Source organism: Steroidobacteraceae bacterium (assembly GCA_041395505.1).
Taxonomy (GTDB): Bacteria; Pseudomonadota; Gammaproteobacteria; order Steroidobacterales; family Steroidobacteraceae; genus JAWLAG01.
Window position 1 is genome coordinate 878,900 of sequence record JAWLAG010000001.1, and the last position, 23,568, is coordinate 902,467.

20 protein-coding genes and 1 pseudogene are annotated in these 23,568 nt (G+C 64.3%); 10 read left to right on the forward strand and 11 right to left on the reverse strand.

What is annotated here, in order from left to right; genetic code table 11:
- The first annotated feature begins 62 nt into the window (after positions 1 to 62).
- Entirely contained in the window at positions 63 to 2,207 is a 2,145-nt protein-coding gene (locus R3E77_04045; protein MEZ5498588.1) for a prolyl oligopeptidase family serine peptidase, read from the forward strand.
- Here R3E77_04045 and R3E77_04050 read toward each other — a convergent pair.
- The 10 genes from R3E77_04050 to R3E77_04095 form a co-directional block, all read right to left on the reverse strand.
- Positions 2,204 to 2,857: a thiopurine S-methyltransferase gene (locus tag R3E77_04050; GenBank protein ID MEZ5498589.1), complete on the reverse strand. Its 654-nt coding sequence runs from the start codon at positions 2,855 to 2,857 to the stop codon at positions 2,204 to 2,206. The two genes, R3E77_04045 and R3E77_04050, sit on opposite strands and share 4 nt — an antisense overlap.
- A 6-nt stretch (positions 2,858 to 2,863) precedes the next feature.
- Positions 2,864 to 3,037, reverse strand: coding sequence for a DNA gyrase inhibitor YacG (locus R3E77_04055; GenBank protein MEZ5498590.1), 174 nt, complete (start codon positions 3,035 to 3,037; stop codon positions 2,864 to 2,866).
- Positions 3,034 to 3,810, reverse strand: coding sequence for a cell division protein ZapD (gene zapD / locus R3E77_04060; GenBank protein MEZ5498591.1), 777 nt, complete (start codon positions 3,808 to 3,810; stop codon positions 3,034 to 3,036). The genes R3E77_04055 and zapD overlap by 4 nt, the downstream gene beginning before the upstream one ends.
- A 45-nt stretch (positions 3,811 to 3,855) precedes the next feature.
- A complete protein-coding gene (gene coaE, locus R3E77_04065) occupies positions 3,856 to 4,479 on the reverse strand; it encodes a dephospho-CoA kinase (GenBank protein ID MEZ5498592.1) in 624 nt (207 codons plus the stop codon).
- A 10-nt stretch (positions 4,480 to 4,489) separates the two neighbouring features.
- Positions 4,490 to 5,392, reverse strand: a complete 903-nt coding sequence (locus tag R3E77_04070; GenBank protein ID MEZ5498593.1) for an A24 family peptidase — start codon at positions 5,390 to 5,392, stop codon at positions 4,490 to 4,492.
- A gap of 16 nt (positions 5,393 to 5,408) precedes the next feature.
- Positions 5,409 to 6,638, reverse strand: coding sequence for a type II secretion system F family protein (locus tag R3E77_04075; GenBank protein ID MEZ5498594.1), 1,230 nt, complete (start codon positions 6,636 to 6,638; stop codon positions 5,409 to 5,411).
- A 13-nt stretch (positions 6,639 to 6,651) separates the two neighbouring features.
- Positions 6,652 to 8,397, reverse strand: a complete 1,746-nt coding sequence (pilB, locus tag R3E77_04080; GenBank protein MEZ5498595.1) for a type IV-A pilus assembly ATPase PilB — start codon at positions 8,395 to 8,397, stop codon at positions 6,652 to 6,654.
- 187 nt (positions 8,398 to 8,584) lie between these two features.
- Positions 8,585 to 9,100 (reverse strand): pilin, encoded by a 516-nt coding sequence (locus tag R3E77_04085; GenBank protein ID MEZ5498596.1) that lies wholly within the window; start codon positions 9,098 to 9,100, stop codon positions 8,585 to 8,587.
- A 210-nt stretch (positions 9,101 to 9,310) separates the two neighbouring features.
- A complete protein-coding gene (locus tag R3E77_04090; GenBank protein MEZ5498597.1) occupies positions 9,311 to 10,708 on the reverse strand; it encodes a sigma-54 dependent transcriptional regulator in 1,398 nt (465 codons plus the stop codon).
- A 13-nt stretch (positions 10,709 to 10,721) separates the two neighbouring features.
- A complete protein-coding gene (locus R3E77_04095) occupies positions 10,722 to 12,377 on the reverse strand; it encodes an ATP-binding protein (GenBank protein MEZ5498598.1) in 1,656 nt (551 codons plus the stop codon).
- A gap of 97 nt (positions 12,378 to 12,474) precedes the next feature.
- Here R3E77_04095 and sucC point away from each other — a divergent pair, with 97 nt between their 5' ends.
- From sucC to R3E77_04110, 3 genes and pseudogenes are all read left to right on the forward strand, one after another.
- The gene (gene sucC, locus R3E77_04100) at positions 12,475 to 13,638 is read left to right on the forward strand and encodes an ADP-forming succinate--CoA ligase subunit beta (protein ID MEZ5498599.1); all 1,164 of its coding nucleotides are present in this window, start codon (positions 12,475 to 12,477) and stop codon (positions 13,636 to 13,638) included.
- An 11-nt stretch (positions 13,639 to 13,649) separates the two neighbouring features.
- Positions 13,650 to 14,510 (forward strand): annotated as a pseudogene (gene sucD / locus R3E77_04105) (succinate--CoA ligase subunit alpha).
- A 152-nt stretch (positions 14,511 to 14,662) separates the two neighbouring features.
- On the forward strand, positions 14,663 to 16,282 hold the full coding sequence (locus R3E77_04110) for an NAD+ synthase (GenBank protein ID MEZ5498600.1): 1,620 nt from the start codon (positions 14,663 to 14,665) through the stop codon (positions 16,280 to 16,282).
- An 18-nt stretch (positions 16,283 to 16,300) separates the two neighbouring features.
- Here the strand turns inward: R3E77_04110 and R3E77_04115 are convergent, their stop codons facing one another.
- Positions 16,301 to 17,107 carry an outer membrane protein assembly factor BamD gene (locus R3E77_04115; protein ID MEZ5498601.1) on the reverse strand — a complete coding sequence of 269 codons (807 nt, stop codon included), beginning with the start codon at positions 17,105 to 17,107 and terminating at the stop codon, positions 16,301 to 16,303.
- 84 nt (positions 17,108 to 17,191) lie between these two features.
- On the opposite strand from R3E77_04115, the gene rluD reads away from it, so the two are divergent.
- The 6 genes from rluD to R3E77_04145 all read left to right on the forward strand — a co-directional run bounded on the left by rluD (position 17,192) and on the right by R3E77_04145 (position 23,489).
- A complete protein-coding gene (gene rluD, locus R3E77_04120; GenBank protein ID MEZ5498602.1) occupies positions 17,192 to 18,157 on the forward strand; it encodes a 23S rRNA pseudouridine(1911/1915/1917) synthase RluD in 966 nt (321 codons plus the stop codon).
- Entirely contained in the window at positions 18,154 to 18,897 is a 744-nt protein-coding gene (gene pgeF / locus R3E77_04125) for a peptidoglycan editing factor PgeF (protein ID MEZ5498603.1), read from the forward strand. The genes rluD and pgeF overlap by 4 nt, the downstream gene beginning before the upstream one ends.
- Positions 18,898 to 18,909: 12 nt before the next feature.
- Positions 18,910 to 19,692, forward strand: coding sequence for a ZIP family metal transporter (locus tag R3E77_04130; protein ID MEZ5498604.1), 783 nt, complete (start codon positions 18,910 to 18,912; stop codon positions 19,690 to 19,692).
- 78 nt (positions 19,693 to 19,770) lie between these two features.
- The gene (gene clpB, locus R3E77_04135) at positions 19,771 to 22,368 is read left to right on the forward strand and encodes an ATP-dependent chaperone ClpB (protein MEZ5498605.1); all 2,598 of its coding nucleotides are present in this window, start codon (positions 19,771 to 19,773) and stop codon (positions 22,366 to 22,368) included.
- 26 nt (positions 22,369 to 22,394) lie between these two features.
- The gene (locus R3E77_04140; protein ID MEZ5498606.1) at positions 22,395 to 22,841 is read left to right on the forward strand and encodes an FmdB family zinc ribbon protein; all 447 of its coding nucleotides are present in this window, start codon (positions 22,395 to 22,397) and stop codon (positions 22,839 to 22,841) included.
- Positions 22,842 to 22,859: 18 nt separating this feature from the next.
- Positions 22,860 to 23,489 (forward strand): DUF502 domain-containing protein, encoded by a 630-nt coding sequence (locus R3E77_04145; GenBank protein ID MEZ5498607.1) that lies wholly within the window; start codon positions 22,860 to 22,862, stop codon positions 23,487 to 23,489.
- Positions 23,490 to 23,568: the final 79 nt, after the last annotated feature.

Here is a 23,568-nt window from a genome sequence, read left to right on the forward strand (position 1 = left end):
GCGGGCACCTTGGTAAAATCGCGGCGGTGGTAAGCCGCGACAGCGGTCCGGGAGTGTAAAAGATGATTCAGCGCATTCGCCAGTTTGCCGTATGCATGAGTTTCACGCTGCTCGTCGCCGCGGGTTGCGCGAGCCTGCCGCGCACGCGCGGCCTCGACTATCCGCAAACCGCCACCGTCGATCAGTCCGACGACTATCACGGCACCCGGATCAGCGATCCCTATCGCTGGCTCGAGGAACTCCATTCGCCGCAGACTACGGCCTGGGTCAAGGCGCAGAACGCGTTGTCGCAGCCCTGGCTCGAGGCCTTGCCGCAGCGGGCCGCGATCAAGTCGAGCCTCGAGAAGCTCTGGCGATACGAGCGCTACGGCGTGCCGCGCAAGGCGGGCGGCCGCTATTTCTATACCTTCAACGACGGGCACCAGGATCAGGCCGTGCTGTACGTTGCAGACAGCCTCGCTGCGACGCCGCGAGTTCTCTACGACCCGAACAAGGCGCGCGACGATGCCACGATCGCAATCGCGCGTTTCGTGCCGAGTGCAGATGGCCGGATCGTAGCCTATTCCACGTCGGACGGCGGTACCGACTGGGACCTGTGGCATTTCGTTGCGACCGATGATGCCGTGCCCCTGCCGGATGTGCTGCGACAAACCAAGTTCTGGAATCTTTCCTTCGCCGCCGACGGTTCGGGTGTCTACTACAGCCGTTATCCGGCGCTGCCCGACGGGCGCGGCGACGATGGCGGTCGACCGGCCATTTATTTTCACCGCCTGGGGACGGAGCAGTCGAGCGACCGGCTGGTCTATGAGATCACCGATCATCCGACCCGAGTGCCTGACGGGCTGGTTACCGACGATGGACGCTACCTGATCATCAGCGAATTCGACGGCTATGAAACCAATGCCGTGAAGCTGCTGAAGCTTGCGGACGCCAATGCCGCGATCGAGCCGCTCATGAACGACTGGGATGCCTTGTACACCGTGCTCGGTAATGTCGGCGATACGTTCTTCGTGCTGACGACGAACGCTGCGCCGCGGGGCCGCGTCGTCGCCGTGGACGCGGACCGCACCGAGCCGGCGCGATGGCACGCTATCGTTCCTGAAAGCGCCGACAGCATCGAGTCGGCGAGTCTCGTGGGTGGACGGATCATCGTGACCTATGTCCATGATGCCCACAGCGTGGTTCGGGTGTACGACCCGGGTGGAGGCGAGAGCACGGAAGTGGCCCTGCCGGGCCTCGGTTCGGTCGGCGGCTTCAATGGACGCGCGGACGATACGGAAACCTTTTTCTCCTTCGTCGATCATCTGCGCCCCGCCGAAGTGCTGCGTTACGACATCGCAGGCAATACCGTCCTGCCCTATCGCGAACCGCGGCAGATCCTGGACCCTACTCAGTACCAGACGCGCCAGGTGTTCTACGCGAGCCGGGACGGGACCCGGGTGCCGATGTTCATAGTCGAGAAGCGCGGCACCGCAAGTCCTGGCCCGCGTCCGACGCTGCTCTATGGCTATGGCGGATTCAATGTCTCGCTCACCCCCGCCTACAAGCCCTATGTCCTTGCCTGGCTCGAGATGGGCGGCGTCTATGCCGAGGCGAATCTGCGCGGCGGTGGCGAATATGGCGAGGCCTGGCACCAGGCCGGTACGCGCGAGCACAAGCAGAACGTATTCGACGATTTCATCGCTGCGGCCGAGTATCTGCAGCGCGAGAAGATCACCGATCCCCGGCATCTTGCCATCATGGGCCGCAGCAACGGCGGTCTGCTGATCGGCGCCGTTATGCTGCAACGGCCCGAGTTGTTTGCGGCGGCCCTGCCCGGTGTCGGTGTGCTCGACATGTTGCGCTACCAGCTGGCAAGCGCGAATGCCCGCCAATGGTCGAGCGACTTCGGGCTATCGGAAAATCCGGGCGATTTTGGCTATCTGCGCGCCTATTCGCCGCTGCACAATGTCGTTCGCGGTCGCTGCTACCCCGCCACGCTGATCACCACCGCGGATCGTGATGATCGTGTCGTGCCCTGGCACAGCTACAAATTCGCGGCCACATTGCAGCAGGCGCAGGGTTGCAGCCAGCCGGTGTTGATTCGCATCGAAACGCGTGCCGGTCATGGCGCCGGCAAGCCGTTGTGGATGCAGATCGATGACTTCGCCGACCAGCTCGCTTTTGCTGCGCAGGCAACTCACCTCGGTGCGCCACCGGCGCCCTAGCCGCGAATCAGGTAGGTCGTTTCGGCAAGAGAGCTGACGCCGCGCGCCGCAAAGCGCGCTGCGTCGGCGACCTCGGTATCGCGTTCGAGGCGGGTGACTTCGCCGCGTCCGCCGTAGCGGGCCATGATTTCATCCTCGAGCACGGAAAACGGCGGGCCCTGCATCTGCGACTGCTCGTATTCGAGCGTCACCACGAGTCCTGCAAAACCCGGGGCCAGCAATCTCCAGAGGTGCTCGACGTACATGCCGCGCATGTCGGCAGGCAGCGCTATCAGCGCTGCGCGATCGAAAATCGCGGCGACACCCTGCAGCTGCTCGCGTCGCAGGCGAAAGAAGTCGCCCTGCCAGAGTTCGATCTGATTGGCGCGATAGCAGGTCATGTCGCGATCGGCGCGTCGTGTCGGTTGCAGGTTGTTTTCCTCGAAGAACGCGCGCACGGCGATGTCCGAGAGTTCGATGCCGATGACGTGAAAGCCCGCGGCGGCGAGCCACACCATGTCGAGGCTCTTGCCGGCGAGCGGCACGAAAACCTTCGCTCCGGCAGGCAAGGCGAGGCGCGACCAATGTCGTTGCAATGCTGCATGCGGCATGGCCTGGTGAAAACCGATTTCGTTCTGCTGCCACTTGCGCAGCCAGAATTGCGCGTCCATGCAGGTCTAGCCTTCGCTTTCCGGCTCGCCCGCGAAGTCCTCGTTCGCCTCGCCGCTGATGGCGCGCTCTTCGGCGAACCATGCGCCGAGATCGACGAGGCGGCAGCGTTCGCTACAGAACGGCCGCTGCGGGAAGGCATCGCTCCAGGTGATGACCCGGCCGCAATTGGGGCAGGTCAGCTGCACGAGATCAGCCGGAAGCGTACATCGCCCTGGTATTGTCTGGAGCGCTCGCCAAGGCCCTGCCAACACATGAAGCGGATGCTGCATCGGTAGTGGCTGCCGCTCACTTCCGGAAAGAGGCCGAGCTCGCGCGGCACCGCGATGCGAAGCAGCTGCAGGTTGGCGTCGCGGTCGAGATTGATATGAATGACACCTTCGTTGGCGAGCTCCTCGCGCGCGCGGCCATTCTGGCGCACGATCCAGAGCACTTCGGCAATGGCATCGAACAGCGGTCGCAGCAGCGCCAGCCAAGCGCTGAAATCGCGGACACGCTCCTTGGCGGGCTGGTTGAGCCAGAAGTAGTAATCCGGCAAATCGAATTCGCAGGTGCCGCCCGGGATCGCGCTGCGGTGCTTGATCGCCGCGAGGAACTCCGACTCCTTCAGCGGTTGCATGAAATTGGCGCCGAGTTCCAGGAGTTCGTTGCGGATGCGCATGAGATTGGACATCACATCGCGCAATCGCGCGACGTCGACACCTTTCTTGCGCTGATACTCGTTCAGAATCGCGAGCTGACGTTCGAGTTCTTTCATGACATCGGCGCGCGTGTCGCCGCGCGCCGTGATGGCGAGGATTTCCAGAAGCGCGGCGACGGCGGCGCGGCTCGCCCAGTGGCTGTCCTGGCTGTTGTGATGCAGCGCCTGGTTGTAGAGGAAATCGAGCCGCAGGAAGGTGCGATAGCGCTCGTTGAGCGGTTGCTCGAAGATGAAGTCCGATTCGTCCTGGGTCACGTCGCTATTGTGCGTGACAGATGCTGCGCGAGTAAACCTCGTGCTTCAGATCGACGCGTCGCGTTTTGCCGACGCCAGTTGCAGGTATCGCGCATGCAGTTCGGCCACGGCATCGCGTAGCGGCGCAAGCTCGCCGTCATTGACGATCACGTCGTCGGCCAGCGCCAGCCGTTGTTCGCGGCTGGCCTGGGCCGCAAGTATGGCCCTTGCCTGCGGCTCGCTGCTGCCATCGCGCGCCATCAGCCGCCGCAGCTGCAGCTCCTCCGGGCAATCGACTACGAGCACACGATCGGCCTCGCGTCGCCCGCCGGTTTCAGCCAGGAGGGGTATGGCCAGTATGGTGTAGGGAGATTCGGCCGCGGTGAGGCGCGTTCGCATCAATTGCCGGATGGCCGGGTGCGTGATCCTCTCGAGGTCGGCCCGCGCGTTGCTGTCGGCGAAAACGATTGCGCGCAAACGCGGGCGATCGAGAGCGCCGTCGCTGTCGAGAATCCCGCTCCCGAAACGTTTGACGATCGCTGCGAGGGCGGGCTCACCCGGTGCCACGACTTCGCGCGCCAGTTCATCGCTGTCGATGATGACGATACCGAGCGCGGCAAACAGGCGCGATACCGTGGTCTTGCCGCTCGCGATGCCGCCGGTGAGGATGACCGTGTACGGCAAGCCCATCGCAGGGAGGTCAGTGCGCCTGGCCGAAGAGGCCCAGGTACCGGCTGACGAGCTGCGGCCCCACCAGCATGACGATCCAGCCGGCGCCCGCCAGGTAGGGCCCGAAGGCGATCGGCGTACTCTTCTCGCGGCCCTGCACGGCGAGCAGGATGCTGCCGGTGACGGCGCCGACCGCGGCCGAGGCGAGAATGATGGGCAGCAGCATCTGCCAACCCATCCACGCGCCGAGTGCGGCCAGCAGCTTGAAGTCGCCGTAGCCCATCCCCTCCTTGCCAGTGAGCAATTTGAAGAGCTGGTACACGCTCCAGAGCGAGAGGTAACCGGCCGCTGCGCCCATCAGGGCATCGCGCGGCGCGACCGGTATGGCAAAACCACTGCCGGTCAGCGGCCCGATCAGGCTCGCCAGCAGGCCAAGCCACATCAGCGGCAGCGTGAGACTGTCCGGTAGCAGCTGCGTGTCGATATCGATGGCGGTGAGGGCGATCAGGAATGCGCTTACCACCATGGCGGCCATGGCGATCCAGTTGAAGCCGAAGCGCCATGCGACGATCGCGAAGGCCAGTCCCGTGACCAGCTCGATCAGAAAATAGCGCCGACCGATGGCCTTGCCGCACTGGGCGCAGCGCCCGCGCAGCCACAGGTAGCTGAGGAGCGGCACATTATGTACAGCCTTGATGGGCGCCTGGCAGGCCGGGCAGGCTGAGCGCGGCACGATCAGGTTATACGGAGCCGCCGCCTCGGCGGCCTCGGTGCCGCCCATGATCTCCACGCACTGCGCCTTCCAGGCCCGCTCCAGCATGCGCGGCAGGCGGTGGATGACCACGTTCAGGAAACTGCCGATGAGGCAGCCGATCAGCGCGGCCGATGCGACATAAATCCAAGGCGCCGACGCGAACGTGTCCGCGATGCCCAAGGCGTCGTCCTTCGGGTCAGACGACGGCGCCGAGCTTGAAGATCGGCAGGTACATCGCGATCACGAGGCCGCCGACCAGCACGCCCAGGATGGCCATGATCAAAGGCTCCAGGAGGCTCGACATGCTGTCCACGGCATTGTCGACATCCTGTTCGTAGAAGGTCGCGACCTTGCCGGTCATTTCATCGAGCGCGCCCGACTCCTCGCCCACGGCCACCATCTGGATGACCATGTTGGGAAAGAGCGTGGTGTTTTCCATGGCGCGCTGCAATCGCGTACCGGTGGCGACTTCGTCGCGCATCTTGAGCACCGCCGTCTCATAGACGATGTTGCCCGTGGCGCCGGCCACGGACTGCAGGGCTTCGACGAGCGGCACGCCGGCTGCGAACATGGTCGACAGCGTTCGCGCAAAACGCGCGATGGCGGCCTTGTTCAGAATGGGGCCGATGATCGGCACTTTGAGCGCAGCGCGGTCCATGAATTCGCGCATGGCGCGCGACCGTTTCTTGAAATAGAAGAATGCGTATACCGCGCCGCCTGCAACGATTGCAATATAGACGCCGCTGTCTTGCACGAATCGCGAAAGATTGATTACAAACTGTGTGAATGCGGGCAAATCTGCGCCAAATCCTTTGAACAGCGATTCGAACTGGGGAATAACGAATATGAGCAGGATAAGCGTGACGATAATGGCTACGACCATGACCGCTGCAGGATAGAAAAGTGCCTTCTTCACTTTCTTCTTTAGGGCTTCGGTCTTTTCTTTGTAGGTTGCAATCTTGTCGAGCAGGCTTTCCAATGCGCCAGCCTGCTCACCCGCCTCAACGAGATTCACATACAGGTCGTCGAAATAAAGTGGGTGCTTGGCCAGCGCTTCGTGCAACGAGGTGCCCGATTCGACATCGGCTTTCACATCCAGAATGAGCTTCTGCATCGAGGGTTTCTCGACGCCATTGCCTACGATGTCGAAAGCCTGCACGAGTGGAATACCCGCCGCGAGCATGGTTGCGAGCTGGCGGCTGAAGACGGCGATGTCCTCGGGTTTGACCTTTCCGCCCGCTTTGAGTGCCTGTGACTGTTTCTTGATCTTGCTCGGCGCAATGCCCTGGCGCCGAAGGTCCGCACGGAGGGCGGCTTCATCGGGCGCGAGGCTCTTGCCCTTGACGCGATTGCCGCGCTTGTCCATGCCCTCCCAGGTGAAGGGCGTGTCGCGTTTGACGCCGCGGCTTGCAATTGCTGTTGCCATAAATCGCTAGTCCCTATTCGATCGTGACGCTGTTGACTTCATCGAGGCTGGTGACACCGGCCTTCACTTTCTCGAGGCCTGAACGACGCAGATCCCACACGCCCATCTTCGCCGAGGCATCGCTGATGTCGATGGCATTGCCGCCCTGCATGATGATGCGGCCGACGTCCTCGGTGACCGGCATGACCTGATAAAGCCCAGTGCGGCCCTTGTAGCCATCGGTGCAGTTGCCACAGCCCTTGGGGCCGAAGATGCGAAGACCCGCGTCGACGTCTTCCTTGCGGAATCCTTCCTTGATGAGCGCATCGGGCGGGATGTCCATGGGCTGCTTGCAACTGTTGCAGAGGCGCCGTGCCAGACGCTGGGCGATGATGAGGCTGACCGAGGTCGCGATCGCATAGGGTTTGACGCCCATGTCGATCAGGCGCGTGAGTGTCTGCGGCGCATCGTTGGTATGCAAGGTAGACATCACGAGGTGGCCGGTCTGCGCGGCCTTGATGGCGATTTCCGCCGTCTCGAGGTCGCGGATTTCGCCGACCATCACCACGTCCGGGTCCTGGCGCAGGAAGGCGCGCAGCGCCGAGGCAAAGGTGAGGCCCACCTTGGGATTCACATTCACCTGGTTGACGCCGGGCAGCATGATTTCCGCCGGGTCCTCGGCGGTCGAAATATTGGTGTCCTCGCGATTGAGGATATTGAGTCCGGTATAGAGCGAGACCGTCTTGCCGCTACCCGTGGGCCCCGTGACCAGGATCATGCCCTGGGGCTTGTCGAGGTAGCGCAGATAAAGCTCTTTCTGCTGCGGCTCGTAGCCCAGTGAGTCGATGCCCATCATGGCCTGCGAGGCATCGAGGATACGCAGCACGATCTTCTCGCCGAACAGTGTCGGGCAGGTGCTGACGCGAAAATCGATGGACCGGTTTTTCGACAGGCGCATCTTGATGCGCCCGTCCTGCGGGATGCGGCGCTCAGCGATATCGAGACGTGACATGACCTTGAGGCGCGCGGAGATCTTCTGCGTGAGCTGCACCGGTGGCTGGGCGATTTCCTTCAGCACGCCGTCCATGCGAAAGCGCACGCGGAAGCTTTTTTCGTATGGCTCGAAATGTATGTCCGAAGCACCGCGGCGAATGGCATCGAGCAGCACCTTGTTGACGAAGCGGACAATGGGTGCATCTTCGACGTCGTCGCGGCTGACGCCGCCCTCGTCGAGTTGTTCATCGCCTGCCGAGACTTCGAGGCTTTCGAGGTCGATGCCTTCCTCGTCGGAGAGGTTCGGCATCTGCGTGTCGACCTGCTCCAGTGCCTTGTCGAGTGCCTGCTGCAGCTTGTCGTCTTCTACGACAATGGTCTCGACCGCAAAGCCGGTGGCGAATTTGATTTCGTCAATGGCCTGCAGGTTGGTGGGATCCGCCACCGCGACATAGAGCCGCTTGCCGCGACGATAGAGCGGCATCACGCGGTGCTTGGTGAGTAGCTTGTCGCTCACCGAACGCACCACGTCGAGATCCGTCTGGATGGCTTCGAGGTCCATCAGCGGCACGCCGAACTCGGTCGAGGCGGCAATGGCGATGTCGCGCGCTTCGGCGGCGCCGCGCGAGACCAGCTGGGTCACGATGGAGGTACGGCGATCCCTGGCATCATTGATGGCAGCCAGCATGGCGGATTCCTCCACCAGGCCGTCCTGCACCAGGCGCTGCGGCAGGCCGCCGAGCCCTGCGCGCGGCGTCGATAGTGCCAAAGATGCGTTATCGTTCATAGAGTTACGGAAGACAAGCGACCCCGCGGGAACCTCATAGTCTACCCGAGCGCGACCCGTGAGCAATTGTCAAATCTAACGGCTGATGGTCGCATGAAGGCCTGCCTGCCTGCGTGACTCGACTCCCAAAAAACAAAGCCCCTCCAGGGGAGGGGCTTTGGCTCGAAGAATCGAGAGATTCGTCGAATTACGGACGGCAGTTGGCCGGCAGGTACTTGTTTGCAACGGTCGTTGCATTCGCACCCGAGGCACCGGTGGCGGCTTCAACGACACCTGCGCCCGGGGCCGCACGGTTACCGCAGACCCAGACGACGTCGAGGTTCGGGCTGACCAGGGGCTTCAGCGACAGGATCGCGCCGTTGATCGCGGCATTGGCCTGCTTGCCGGCTGCGCTCGCGTACGTGATGTTGATCGTGCCATTGACTACAGCGAGACCGCTGACATATTTGCCTTCGGGCACTTCACCGGCCGCGTGGCCGAGGGTGCCGGCGCCACCGACTATCGCTGTCGGCCAGGTGCCGTTCTGCGCAAAAAACTCGCCAACCTCAGCCTTCATGGACGAGGCAAGGTTCAAGCCTTCAGTAACCTGCGAGCGGATGGTGTAATCCTGGTAGGCCGGAATCGCGATGGCCGCGAGGATGCCGATGATCGCCACGACGATCATCAGTTCGATCAGGGTAAAACCCTTCTGGATGGACTTCATTGACTCACTCCTGAGTGAAAGTTTCAAAAACACAAGCGGCGGTTCGACGCCGGCCCCCAGACTTGAGCAAGTGCCGTGCCAACCGGGTGGCATTTTCGTAACATGTTGATTCAAAAGAACTAAATTAATGACCAAACCGGCATTTGACCTAAAGTCGTGTGCGTCACACGACGTCGCTGACCGTGGCAGGTCAGAAAGTGACCTGCGAGGTCACTCGATGCCGAGCTTCTTGATGCGATAGCGCAGGGCGCGAAAGGTAATGCCGAGCTTCCTGGCCGCCGCCGTCTTGTTGTACCGCGTCTCCTCGAGCGCCCGCACGATGGCATCGCGCTCCATGCTCTCGAGCTGATCGCCGAGTGCGCCTGTGGTTGCGCCGTTGTTGGGGCCACTGTCCTTGGGTGCCGACGGTGTCGCGCCGATGGAAGGCGGCGCCGGTTCGACGGTCTGCGCAGGACGCGGTGCGGCGCGCATCTGGATGTCGCGCGCGTCGATGAAGCCGCCGCTCGCCAGGGTCAGGGCCCGCTCGAGCACGTTCTCCAGTTCGCGCACATTACCCGGGTAAGCGTGCTCAGTGAGGAGCTGCAAAGCCGCCGCGGTCAATTGCGGCGGCTCGACCTCGAGCCGGCGGCATAGCTTCGCGAGTAGCGAGCGGGCGAGTTCGGGTATGTCTTCGCGTCGCTCGCGCAGGGCCGGCACCGCGAGCTCGATGACGTTGATGCGGTAATAAAGGTCTTCGCGGAATCTCCCGGCCGCCACCAGCTCCCCGAGGTGGCGGTGGGTCGCGGACAAGAGGCGCACGTCGATCGGCGTCTCGGTGGTCTCGCCGACCGGCCGCACGGATTTCTCCTGGATGACCCGAAGCAACTTGACCTGCATGTTGAGCGGCAGGTCCGCGACCTCATCGAGAAACAGCGTGCCGCCTTCGGCGCTCTGGATGAGGCCCTTCTTGTCGGTCACGGCGCCGGTAAAACTGCCGCGCTTGTGGCCGAAGAGCTCGCTTTCCATCAGCTCGGAGGGGATGGCGCCGCAGTTGACGGCGATGAACGGCGCCTGGCTGCGTGCGCCCGATTCGTGAATGAGACGCGCGACGAGTTCCTTGCCGGTACCGGACTCGCCGCTGATGTGCACCGGCGCCTGGCTGCGCGCGACGCGCGCGATCATCTCGCGCAGGCGCTGCATCACCGCCGACTGGCCGGTGAGGCGCGGCGCATTGAAGCTGCCGCTGCTGTCGCTCGCCCCACTCAGGCGCAGCGCCGCCGATACCATGCGTCGCAGCGCACCGAGATCGAGCGGCTTGGCGACGAAGTCGAAGGCGCCGGCTTTCAGGGCGCGGACGGCCGTCTCGACATTGCCGTGTGCGGTAATGACGGCAACCGGCACCTGTGGCTGGTGGGTGTCGATCCACTCGACCAGATCGAGTCCGTCGCCGTCGGGCAGGCGCATGTCGGTGAGGCACAGCGCGATGCCCTGGCCCGCAGCGAGCTTCGCCTTGGCGCTGGTGATATCGCCCGCCGCCACCGAGCGGATATTCATGCGCGTCAGCGTGAGCTGTACCAGTTCGACCAGATCGGGCTCGTCGTCTACGACCAGAACGCTGGGGTTTTGCACGGTTGGCTTGGCCTTATCGCGACCAGCGCGACGGATCGGGGAAGACTAGCCGGAACGTGCTGCCGCCGCCACCGCGAGGTTCGTAGAGCAGGGTCGCGCCATTGACCTCGGCGAGCTCACGCGCGATGAACAGGCCGAGACCGGAGCTCTTGGTGCCGCTTGAGAAGAAAGGCTCGAAAATGCGCTCCAGTAGGTCGCCCGCGATGCCTGGCCCGCGATCGCTCACTTCGACAAAGACCCGCGCCGAGCCGCTCACGTAGCCATAGCGCAGATCGAAGGCCGCCTGGCCGCTGCGGTCGACGCCGTACTTCAGGGCATTCTCACCAAGGTTCCAGAGGATCTGGCGCAGCTGCCCAGGATCGGTGCGCAGCTCGATGTCGGCGCTCGGCGTGGTCTCGGGGCCGACCAGCGCGATCTGCGCTGCATCGCATTGCATGGTCTCGGCGAACTCGTTGCGAAAGTCGTTGAGCCACAAGCGCAGCGTGATGCTCTCGGTGGCCGGGAGATTGCGCCGCGACAGGGACAGCACGTTGTCGATGATGTCGCTGACGCGCATGCAGTTGTGCACGACGATGTCGGCGAGGCGGCGGTCACCGTCCGGCAGATCGGGTGATTCGGCGAGCAGCTGGGCCGCGTGTCCGATGGCGCCGACGGGATTGCGGATTTCGTGGGCGATGCTCGCGCTCAGGCGACCCAGCGAGGCAAGCTTCGACTGCTGCACGCGGGTCGCGAGGAGGCTCGTGTCCTCCAGGAACACGATCACCGGACTCGGCCGCTCGCTCCCGAGCGCCGCGAAATGCGGTTCGACGATACGAGCGCCATCGGCGGCAACGAAGGTGCCGGCCGTTTCCTGCGCGGCGCTCTCGCCCGCGCGCCAGGTCGACAGCAGGTACAGCAACTTGGGTGAGGCCTCGCCGAGCAGTGCGCCGGGAAAGGCGTTGCTGTCCCCGAGGATCTGCGCGGCCGACTCGTTGATGAGGCGAATTCGATCTTCGTGGTCGACCACCAGGATGCTCTCGCGCAGGCGTTGCACGATGTACTGCGACAATTGCGCGAGATTCGCGAGGTCCACTTCGCGTTTGCGGACCAGCGCTTCGCTTTGCCGTAGCCGATTGGAGATCGGCCAGACGCTGACGCTGATGAGAAACAGCACGGCGCCGAGCACGCCGGCCGTCGGGTAATCGTGCGAATCGGCGCTGCCCGTCAGCTGGCAGTAGATCTGCTGCAACAGGATCGCCACGGCGGCGATTGCGGCGATGAACAACGCATCGCGCTCGGCAGCGAGCAGCACGGTGGCGCCGATGGGCACCACCAGCAGGATGCCGAGGCCACTTGCGACACCGCCCGAGGCGAACATGATGATCGCGATGGCAATCGAATCGATGCTCGCATGCAGGAACGCGAGTGCGCGCAGGCTCAGCCAGGCACGACCCTTGAGCAGCACCAGGGCAACCCCCACGGCGAAATAGACGGCGAGGGTGGCGACGAACAATCGCGGGTGGGTGTCGCCTACCGTCGGTTGCGGGGAGGTAAACCAGTAGATGGCGTAGAGCGCCGGCGGGATGAGCAGGCGAAACAGATTCAGAAGACCAATAACGCGCCAGGCAAGATCGCTGGGTGCGACTTGCTCGGGATCGGCCATGCGCGTGCGTTTGCTTTGGACCTGCATCAATTGGCGATTTTAGCGGCAGAGCGCGCCGTTTCAGTGGCGCAATCCCGAAGTTTCCGCGAAAATGCCCGGTCTTTATTCGAACGGCGTCACAACGATGAACCTGCACGAGTACCAGTCGAAAGAGATCTTTGCGCGCTACGGTATTCCCGTACCCGCTGGTCGCGTCGCGCGCAGCGAGGCCGAGGCCGGGGATGCCGCCCGCGAACTCGGCGGTTCGCGCTGGGTGGTCAAGGCGCAGGTCCATGCAGGTGGTCGCGGCAAGGCCGGTGGCGTCAAGCTCGCCACGAGTGTCGCCGAAGTCGCCGCGGCAGCGCGCGGCATGCTGGGCGAGCGGCTGGTGACGAAACAGACGGGGGCAGCCGGGCTTCCCATCGATTCGGTCTATGTCGAGAGCGCTTCCGCCATTGCGCGCGAGATCTACCTGTCGCTCACCCTCAACCGCGATCGCAGTCGCATTGCGTTCATTGCATCCGCCGCGGGCGGCATGGACATCGAGGAGGTCGCCGCCAAGTCGCCGCAGCAGATCATCACCATCAATGTGCATCCGGCAGCCGGCCTGCAGGCCTACCAGTGCCGCGACATGGCCTTTGCGCTCGGCTTCACGGCGGCGCAGCAAAAACAGTTCCAGAAAATCGCCATGGCTCTGTATCGCCTCTACCTCGAGTGCGATGCCTCGCTGGTCGAGATCAACCCGCTCATCGTCACGAAGGCGGGCGATGTCATCGCCCTCGATGCCAAGATCAATGTCGATGCCAATGCCATCTTCCGGCAAAAAACCCTCGAAACGCTGCGCGACGTCAACCAGGAAGACCCCATGGAGCGCGAGGCGAGCGAGCACGATCTCAACTACGTATCGCTCGATGGTGACATTGCCTGCATGGTCAATGGCGCGGGTCTTGCCATGGCCACCATGGACCTGATCAAACTGCATGGGGGCGAACCCGCGAATTTCCTCGACGTCGGCGGCGGTGCGACGGCCGAGCGGGTGACCGCGGCGTTCAAGCTCATTCTCTCCAACAGGAAAGTCCGCGCCATCCTGGTCAATATCTTCGGCGGCATCGTGCGCTGCGATCTCATCGCTGCCGGTGTCATCGAAGCGGTCAAGCTGGTGGGTGTTGCCGTACCGGTGGTGGTGCGGCTCGAGGGCACCAATGCCGAGGAAGCGCGCCGCATGCTCAAATCGAGCGGGCTCGCTGTCATGCCTGCAAGTGATCTCACCGATGCCGCGCGCAAAGTCGTCAACGCGGCCAAGCCCTGATTGGACCTGCCATGAGCATACTAGTCGACAAGAAAACCCGCGTCATCTGCCAGGGATTCACCGGCAAGCAGGGCACGTTCCACTCCGAACAATGCATTGCCTACGGCACGCGCCTGGTGGGCGGCGTGACGCCGGGCCGCGGCGGCGAGAAACATCTCGGCGTGCCGGTGTTCGATACCGTGCGTGCGGCAGTTACCGAAACCGGCGCCACAGTGAGCATGATCTACGTGCCCGCGGCCTATGCGGCTGATGCCATCCTGGAGGCGATCGATGGCGGCATCGAACTCGTCGTGTGCATCACCGAGGGCATACCGGTCAACGACATGGTGCGCGTCAAGGCCGTGCTCAATGACTCGCGCGCGCGCCTGATCGGCCCCAATTGCCCCGGCATCATCACGCCGGGCGCCTGCAAGATCGGCATCATGCCGGGCTTCATCCACAAGCCCGGGCGCGTCGGCATCGTCTCGCGCTCCGGTACGCTCACCTATGAAGCGGTCTATCAGACCACGCAGATCGGTCTTGGCCAGAGCACCTGCGTCGGCATCGGTGGCGATCCGGTGCGCGGCATGAATTTCATCGACGTGCTCGAACTGTTCGAAGCCGACGCCGGCACCGACGGCATCATCATGGTCGGCGAGATCGGCGGCGGCGATGAAGAAGCCGCGGCGGCGTTCATCAAGCGCAATGTCAGCAAGCCCGTGGTCGCCTATATCGCAGGCGTCACCGCGCCACCCGGCAAGCGCATGGGCCATGCCGGCGCCATCGTGGCGGGCGGCAAGGGCACGGCCGATGACAAATATCGCGCGCTGAAGGCGGCGGGCGTCAAGACCGTGCGCTCGCCGGCCGAGCTCGGCAGCGCCATGTCGGAGCTGCTCGCGCGGCGGCGCAAGTCGCGCACCAAAGCGAAGACCAGGAACAAGACTCGGGCAAAATCGCGGGCCCGGCCCAGCCCTAAGGTCAAATCAGCCGGCCGCAAGCGCGCGCGCACAGCAGCAACCAGCAAGGGGCGGGCGCGGCGGCGCAGATGAACATCGTCCTGGCGCAATTCGACTTCCTGGTCGGAGATGTGCGCGGCAATGTCGAGAAGATACTTGAGCTTGCGCAACAGGCGCGCGCCCTGCATCGGGCCGACCTCGTCGTCTTCCCCGAGCTCGCTGTTTCGGGCTACCCGCCCGAGGATCTGGTCTTTCATTCGGGATTTCGCCGCCAGGTCGACGAGGGGTTGGCGCGTCTGCGCGCGTCGGCCGGCGACCTGGCCTTGCTGGTGGGCTATCCCGAGTACAGCGGCGAACGCATCTATAACTCCGCGGCACTGATCTACGACGGCGCGATCCAGGCCAATCACCGCAAGTCGCGCCTGCCCAATTACAAGGTGTTCGACGAGGAACGCTACTTCGAAGCGGGCGCGCAACCGACGGTCGTCGATTTTCGCGGCGTGCGTTTGGGCATCCTCATCTGCGAGGACATCTGGGAGCGCGAGCCGGCTCAGCTGGCCTGCGCCGACGGTGCGGAGATCCTGCTGGTCATCAATGCATCCCCCTACGAGATGCGCAAGCAGGCGATGCGCGAAGAGGCCGTGCGCAAGCGTATTGCCGATGTTGGCCGGCCGGTCATCTACCTCAATATGGTGGCGGGCCAGGATGAGCTCATCTTCGATGGCAATTCCTTCGCCATGGATGCTGGAGGCGAGCTCCTGATGCGTGCGCCAGCCTATGCCGAGGGGTTCCATCTGCTGCAGCTCGCACGTCTGTCCGACGGCGTGCAGTTGCGCGCCGGCGTCGTAACGCCCTTGCTGGACGATGTCGCGAGCGTCTACGGCGCTCTCGTGCTCGGTGTGCGCGATTACGTGAACAAGCACGGATTTCCCGGCGTGGTGATGGGATTGTCGGGCGGCATCGACTCGGCGCTGGTGCTCGCGATCGCGGTCGACGCGCTCGGCGCCGAGCGCGTGCATGCCGTGATGATGCCGTCGCGCTACACCGCGGATATCAGCCGCGACGATGCAGCCGCGGAGGCCGAGCGCCTCGGGGTGAAGTACAGCGTGATCGCCATCGAGGGCATGTTCAACGCGACGCTCGAGGCGCTACGCGATGAGTTCGCCGGGCGGGCGCCCGATACCACCGAGGAGAACATCCAGTCGCGTTGCCGCATGCTGATCCTCATGGGCATTTCCAACAAAACCGGCAAGATGCTGCTCACCACGGGCAACAAGAGCGAGATGGCGGTCGGTTACGCCACGCTCTATGGCGACATGGCGGGCGGTTTCGCGCCCATCAAGGACTGCAGCAAACTCCTCGTGTACCGCCTGGCGCGCTACCGCAACACCCTGGGCGAGGTCATTCCACGGCGCGTCATCGACCGGCCGCCGAGCGCCGAGCTGCGTCCCGACCAGAAAGACACCGACTCGTTGCCGCCCTACGAAGTGCTGGATCCCATCCTCGAGGCGTTCATCGAAGAGGATCTGTCGGTCGATGAGATCGGGTCGCGCGGTTTCGAGCGCGCAACCGTCGGGCGGATACTGGATCTGGTCAAGCGCAACGAATACAAGCGTCGCCAGGCACCGCCGGGGGTGCGTGTCAGCCGGCGTGCATTCGGCCGTGACTGGCGCTATCCGATCACCAACGGCTACCGACGCTCGTCGTAATTGCCGCGGCGACCTGGCCTATTGCCAGGGCTTCCACCAGCGTTTTTTCTGCTTGGCCGCGCCGTGCGACTCGAGGCTCTGCTCCCCGAAATTCTCGACATAGACATGTCGGGTCTGTTCGGCGAGCTCGCTGAGGTTCAGCTTCTCGTAGCTTGCAACCAGCACCGCGAGTGCATCCGGTACCGACGGCGCGCCGTCGTAGCGTTCGACCACCTGCTTCGAGCGCTGCGCCGCGGCGACATACGCGCCGCGTTTGAAGTAATACCGCGCGACGTTCAGTTCGTAATCGGCCAGCCGGTTGCGAAGGTAGATCATGCGCTGGCGTGAATCGGCCGCATAGGCGCTGCGGGGGTAGCGTTCGAGTACGGTGCGGAATGCCGCGAAGGCGCGTTCGGCGGTCTGCGGCGGGCGGTTGTTGAGATCGGCGCGGAACAGCCTCTCGAGCGCATTCGGCGTGCGCTCGAAATCGACCAGGCCCTTGATGTACCACGCGTAATCGACACGTGGATGGGTCGGGTTCTCGCGGATGAACTGATCGGCCGCATCGGTGGCGGATTCGCGTTCGTGGCCGCGGTAGTAGGCGTAGATGAGATCGAGCCGCGCCTGGCGCGATTGCGGCGCAAACGGGTAACGTGCCGTGAGCGCCTCATAGATACGGATCGCGTTGTTGAAATCCTGGGAATCGAGCGAACTCTTGGCGCGCGCATAGAGGATCTCGGGGCCGGAGCGCTCCACGGCGTCGGGTGCGCTGCGGCAGGCGGCGAGCGTGAGGGCGGCGAGGCCAATGAGCGCGAGCGTGCGCCAGGCGGGGCTGATCGAAGTCATCTTGCTGACAGGGCTTCCGTTGTAATCTGGCGCGACTCGCGGTCGAATTATACCCAAAGCGCTTATCCAGCATTAGGTCGCAAAGTGACAGAGGAGTTCCCCATTCAGAATGTCGTCACGGTCGGACCGGAGGAGGCCGGCCGACGGCTGGACCAGGTCGCGACGGAGCTGCTGCGGGACTACTCACGCGCACGCGTGCAGGGCTGGATCGACAGCGGCGAATTGACGGTCGACGGCGCAAGCGCAAATCGCAGGCTGCGCCTGCGCGGTGGCGAGGTCCTGCGGCTCGCGGCGCGCTTGCCGGAGGAGGGCGGCGTCGAACCCGAGCGCATGGCCATCGAGGTGCTCTACCAGGACGAGGACCTCATGGTGATCAACAAGGCACCGGGCGTAGTGGTCCACCCGGGCGCCGGCAATCGCCATGGCACCCTGCAGCATGGCCTGCTCGCGCTCGATGCAAAACTCGGCGCCGTGCCGCGCTGTGGCATCGTGCACCGGCTCGACAAGGACACGAGCGGCGTCATGGTGATTGCCCGCAACCTCGCGAGCCACACCGCGCTGGTCGCCGCCCTCGCCGAGCGCGAAATCGAGCGCGAGTATGTCGCGCTGGTGATGGGCGAGCCCACCGCCGGCGGTACGGTCGATGCCGCCATCGCGCGCCACCGCAGCCAGCGCACGCGCATGGCCGTGCGCAGCGACGGCCGCGCCGCCGTGACCCATTTTCGTATCGCCGAGCGTTTCAGGGGATATACCTTGCTGCAGCTGCGGCTCGAGACCGGGCGCACGCACCAGATCCGTGTGCACATGGCGCATATCGGCCATCCGATCATCGGCGATCCGCAATACGGCGGCCGGCGGCGTCTGGCGGCGGGTCTCAGTGCGGCAACGCGCGCGGCGCTTGCCGCTTTCCCGCGCCAGGCCTTGCATGCCGCGCGCATCGCGCTCGCGCAACCGCGCAGCGCCCAGCCGATCGAAGTCACGGCGCCTGTGCCCGCCGACCTTGCGCAACTGCTGCGTCAGCTGCGACGTGAAGCGAATGCAATCGCATGAGCACGGCGCTGCAGTTGCTCACCCCGGACTGGCCACTGCCCAATAACGTGCGGGCCGTCGTGACTGGACGCGAGGGTGGCGTGAGCACGGGCCGCTATGCCTCGCTCAACCTCGGCATGCATGTGGGCGATGAGCCCGCAGCGGTCGCGAGCAATCGCATGCGGCTGCTCGAGCAACTGGGCAGTGGCGTTCGGCCCGTATGGCTCCAGCAGGTCCATGGCCGCAGGGTCGTCACCCTGACCTCGCGCACCGATACGGTCGAGGCCGATGCCGCGGTGAGCTTCGAATCGGGCCTCGCCTGCACGATCATGGTGGCGGACTGTCTGCCGGTATTGTTCGCAACGCGTGACGGCCGCGCGGTCGGCGCGGCCCACGCCGGTTGGCGCGGCCTTGCGGCCGGCGTGATCGAGGCCACGGTCGATGCGATGCGCGCCGATCCGTCGCAGCTCCTCGCCTGGCTCGGCCCCTGCATCTCGGTTGCGCACTTCGAGGTGGGCGAGGAGGTGCGCGCGGCCTTCGTCGGTCGGGACGCGGCCGCCGCAACTGCATTTGTACGCAATGCGCGCGGCCGCTGGCAGTGCGACCTGGCGTCGCTTGCGCGACAGCGGCTCGCGGGACTTGGTATCCTCTCGACAGGCGATGCGGGCCTGTGCAATTACTCGCTGGCTGCGCGTTTTTATTCCCACCGACGTGAGCAACCCACGGGACGCTTTGCTGCCCTCATCTGGCGCACCGACTGAGCCGACAAGATCATGAATACTCTCGGCTGGATCGTTCTCCTGACCGGCGCCGGCGGCGTGGCAAGCGTGCTGCTGGCCGGCGCATTCCTGCTTGCCCCGCACAAGGTGCGCGACCATCTGCTGCCGCATCTGATCAGTTTTGCGACTGGGAGCCTGCTCGGCGCCGCGCTGCTCGGCCTGCTGCCGCATGCCATGATCGCTGCGGGCCAGGGAGCTGCGCACGAAGTCGGCGCCGCCGTACTCGGTGGCTTTGCGCTGTTCTTCGTGCTCGAAAAAATGGTGCTCTGGCGCCATTGCCACATGGATGAGTGCGAATCGCATGGCCCGACGCACGAGCACCGCGCCAAAGCCTCCGGCACGCTGATCCTGGTGGGCGATGGCATCCACAATGCGCTCGATGGCGTGCTGATCGCCGCTGCCTTCCTCACCGATTGGCACCTGGGGCTCGTGACGGCGATCGCCGTGATGACGCACGAGATTCCGCAGGAGGTGGGCGATTTCGCCATCCTGCTGCGCTCGGGCATGTCGCGCACCCGCGCGCTCACCCTGAACGCCCTGAGCGGCCTGACTTCGGTATTGGGTGCCGTCATCGCCTACTACGCGCTCGCCGATGCGCTCCACGTCCTGCCCTATGCCCTGGCAGTCGCCGCCGCGAGCTTCCTCTACGTTGCCGTGGCGGACCTCATCCCGGGACTGCACCGGCATGTCGATCTGCGCTCGAGCAGCGCCCAGGTCGTGCTGATCGCCGCCGGCGTCGCGGTCATATTGTTCGCGGAGCATTACGCCCACGGTTGAGCCCGCGGCGGCTTGATTTTCCGCTCCTCGGGCCCCATGTAGGCTCGAGTCACCTGTGCGCAAGAGCGAAAACCTGCCATGCGACCCGACAAACTGACCAACAAGTTCCAGACGGCGCTGGCCGATGCGCAATCGCTTGCGGTAGGTCGCGACCACCAGTTCATCGAACCGGCCCATGTGCTGGTCGCATTGCTCGACCAGCAGGGTGGCGCCGTACGACCCTTGCTTGCCAATGCAGGCGCCAACGTCGCCAAGCTGCGCACCGAACTCGGCGAGATCCTCGAGCGATTGCCGTCGGTCGGCGGCGGGTCGGCCGGCGAGGTGCATGTCTCGAACGACCTGTCGCGGTTGCTCAATGTCACCGACAAGTTGGCGCAACAGCGCGGCGACCAGTTCATTTCGAGCGAATTGTTCGTGCTCGCGGCCTTCGAGGATCGCGGCAATCTGGCGCGCGTCCTCAAGGACTGCGGCGCGGCCCGTGCCGCCGTCGACAAGGCAATCGAGGCCCTGCGCGGTGGCGAGAAAGTCACCGACAGCAATGCCGAAGAGAATCGGCAGGCGCTCGAGAAATACACCATCGACCTGACCGCACGCGCAAGCTCCGGCAAGCTCGACCCCGTGATCGGTCGCGACGACGAGATTCGCCGCACCGTGCAGGTCCTGCAGCGGCGCACAAAGAACAACCCGGTGTTGATCGGCGAGCCCGGCGTCGGCAAGACCGCCATCGTCGAGGGGCTCGCGCAACGCATCGTGAACGGCGAGGTGCCCGAGGGGCTCAAGAACAAGCGCATCCTTGCGCTCGACATGGGCGCGCTGATTGCCGGCGCGAAGTATCGCGGCGAGTTCGAAGAGCGCCTCAAGGGTGTGCTGAATGATCTCGCCAAGCAGGAAGGGCAGGTCATCCTCTTCGTCGACGAGCTGCATACCATGGTCGGCGCCGGCAAGGCCGAAGGTGCGATGGATGCCGGCAACATGCTGAAGCCTGCGCTGGCGCGCGGCGAACTGCATTGCGTCGGCGCGACGACACTCGACGAATATCGCAAGTACATCGAAAAGGACGCCGCGCTCGAGCGCCGGTTCCAGAAGGTGCTGGTCGACGAGCCTTCGGTCGAGGACACCATCGCCATCCTCCGCGGTTTGCAGGAGCGCTACGAAGTCCATCACGGCGTCGACATCACCGATCCGGCCATCGTTGCGGCGGCCACGCTCTCGCACCGCTACATCTCCGACCGCCAGTTGCCCGACAAGGCCATCGACCTGATCGACGAGGCCGCGGCGCGCATTCGCATGGAGATCGATTCCAAGCCCGAGGCGCTCGATAAGCTCGAGCGGCGCATCATCCAGTTGAAGATCGAGCAGGAGGCGCTCAAGAAGGAGCAGGACGACGCCTCGCGCAAGCGGCTGGCGGCGCTGCGCGAGCAGCTCGAAAACGCAGAGAAGGAATATGCCGATCTCGAGGAGATCTGGAAATCCGAGAAAGCCGCGCTGCAGGGCGCGACGTCGGTCAAGGAGGAACTCGAGAAGGTCAAGCTGGAGCTCGACGCGGCGCGCCGCGCAAGCGACCTGACCAGGATGGCGGAACTTCAATACGGGCGCATTCCCGAACTCGAAAAGCGGCTGGCAGAGGCGCAGGCCGCGGAGCAGCGCGAGACTCAGCTCGTGCGCAACAAGGTGACAGACGAGGAAATCGCCGAAGTCGTCTCCAAATGGACGGGAATACCCGTTTCGAAAATGCTGGAGGGCGAGAAGGACAAGCTCCTGCGCATGGAGGAGGCGCTGGGCCGTCGCGTCGTTGGCCAGAGCGAAGCCCTGCGCATCGTCGCCAATGCGATTCGCCGCAGCCGCGCCGGTCTTGCCGACCCGCGTCGCCCGAATGGCTCCTTCCTGTTCCTGGGCCCGACGGGCGTGGGCAAGACCGAGCTGTGCAAGGCGCTGGCGGAGTTCCTGTTCGATACCGAGGACGCCATGGTCCGCATCGACATGTCCGAGTTCATGGAGAAGCATTCGGTAGCGCGCCTCATCGGCGCACCGCCGGGCTATGTCGGCTATGAGGAAGGCGGCTATCTGACCGAAGCCGTACGCCGCCGCCCCTATGCCGTGATCCTGCTCGATGAAGTCGAGAAGGCACATCCGGATGTGTTCAACGTATTGCTGCAGGTTCTCGACGACGGGCGCCTGACCGATGGCCAGGGCCGCACGGTCGATTTTCGCAATGCCGTCGTCATCATGACCTCGAACCTGGGTTCGCAGGTCATCCAGGAGTATGCCGGCGAGAAAAACTACCAGCGCATGAAAACCGCCGTGATGGAAATCGTGCAGCAGACCTTCCGGCCGGAATTCATCAACCGGATCGACGACGTGGTTGTCTTCCATCCGCTGGGTACTGGCGAGATCCGCCGCATCGTCGACATCCAGCTCGGTGGTCTGCGCAAGCGGCTGCTCGAGCGGGGCATAGAACTCGACCTGAGCGAAGCGGCTCGCGACCTGTTGGGCGATGCCGGCTTCGATCCGGTCTATGGCGCGCGACCGCTGAAGCGGGCGATCCAGCAGCAGGTCGAGAATCCGCTCGCCGAGCAAATCCTGGGCGGGGTATTCGGACCGGGCGATCGTATACACGTGGATGCCAGCGGGGGCGAACTCGGGTTTTCCAAAGTAGCGGCCTCGGCGCGTATATAATTGTTCGTCCCCCGGATGGATTCGCCATGCCGTTCTACGAATACGAGTGCTCGAGTTGCAGGTTTTATTCGGAAATCATGCAGAAGATTTCCGATGCGCCACTGCGCAAATGTCCCTCCTGCGGGCGCAATACCTTCAGGAAGCTCATTTCCGCGCCGTTCTTCCGCTTGAAGGGCTCGGGCTGGTACGAAACCGATTTCAAATCGGACAAGGAACAGAAGCGCAATCTCATCGATCGCGATACCGAGCCCGCTACGAGCGAAGCCAAGTCGAGCGACACCAAGGACGCCGCCTCCAAGGACAAGGCCGACGCCGGTGCGGCCAAGAAAGAATCTCCACCGCCGGCCAAGCCGGAAGCCGCCAAAGCGCGGCCATCGCGTTCGCGCGGCAAGGCAGCGAGCCCACCGCGTCGCGCCGCGGCGAAGAAGTCCCGTCCGGCCGGCCGCGCCAAGCGGAGCAAGGCCCGGCGCTGAGTCGCGTCGCCCGACGCCATGCGCAATATCCGACGCTACCTCGTTGCCGGCGTGCTGGTCTGGCTGCCGATCATTGCCACCGTGCTCGTGATCCGCTTCCTGATCGGCCTGATGGACCGCAGCCTCGTGCTCCTGCCCGCGAGCTGGCGGCCCGAGGTTGCGCTCGGCTTTGCCATCCCCGGGCTCGGCGCGGTGCTTGCCTTCGTCGTACTGCTCGTGACCGGCGTGCTGGCAACCAATCTGCTGGGCCGGCGGCTGGTGAAGGGCTGGGAGGATTTCCTGCAGCGCATCCCCCTCGTCCGGTCGATCTACGGCGGCGTCAAGGGATTCGCCGAGACACTGTTCTCCAAGCAGGGCAGCTCGTTCAAGAAGGCCATGCTGGTGCAGTATCCGCGCCCTGGCATCTGGAGCCTTGGCTTCATGACAGCTGCGAAGGTGCCGGAACCGAGCGAGCGCACCGCGCGCGACCTCATCTGCGTATTCGTGCCGACCACGCCGAATCCCACGTCCGGGTTCATCGTGCTGGTGCCGCGCGAAGAGGCCATCGAGCTCGACATGAGCGTCGATGCCGCCATGAAAATGATCTTCACCCTGGGCGTGGTGGTGCCAGGCACCGACAACCCGCCAGCCTCCGGGCAGCCGGCGTAATTGACTCACTTGCGCGCCGGCTGCGCGCCTTCGTACCATCCATGAAACCCCGCCGACTCCAACCAACCCAAGGACGTCA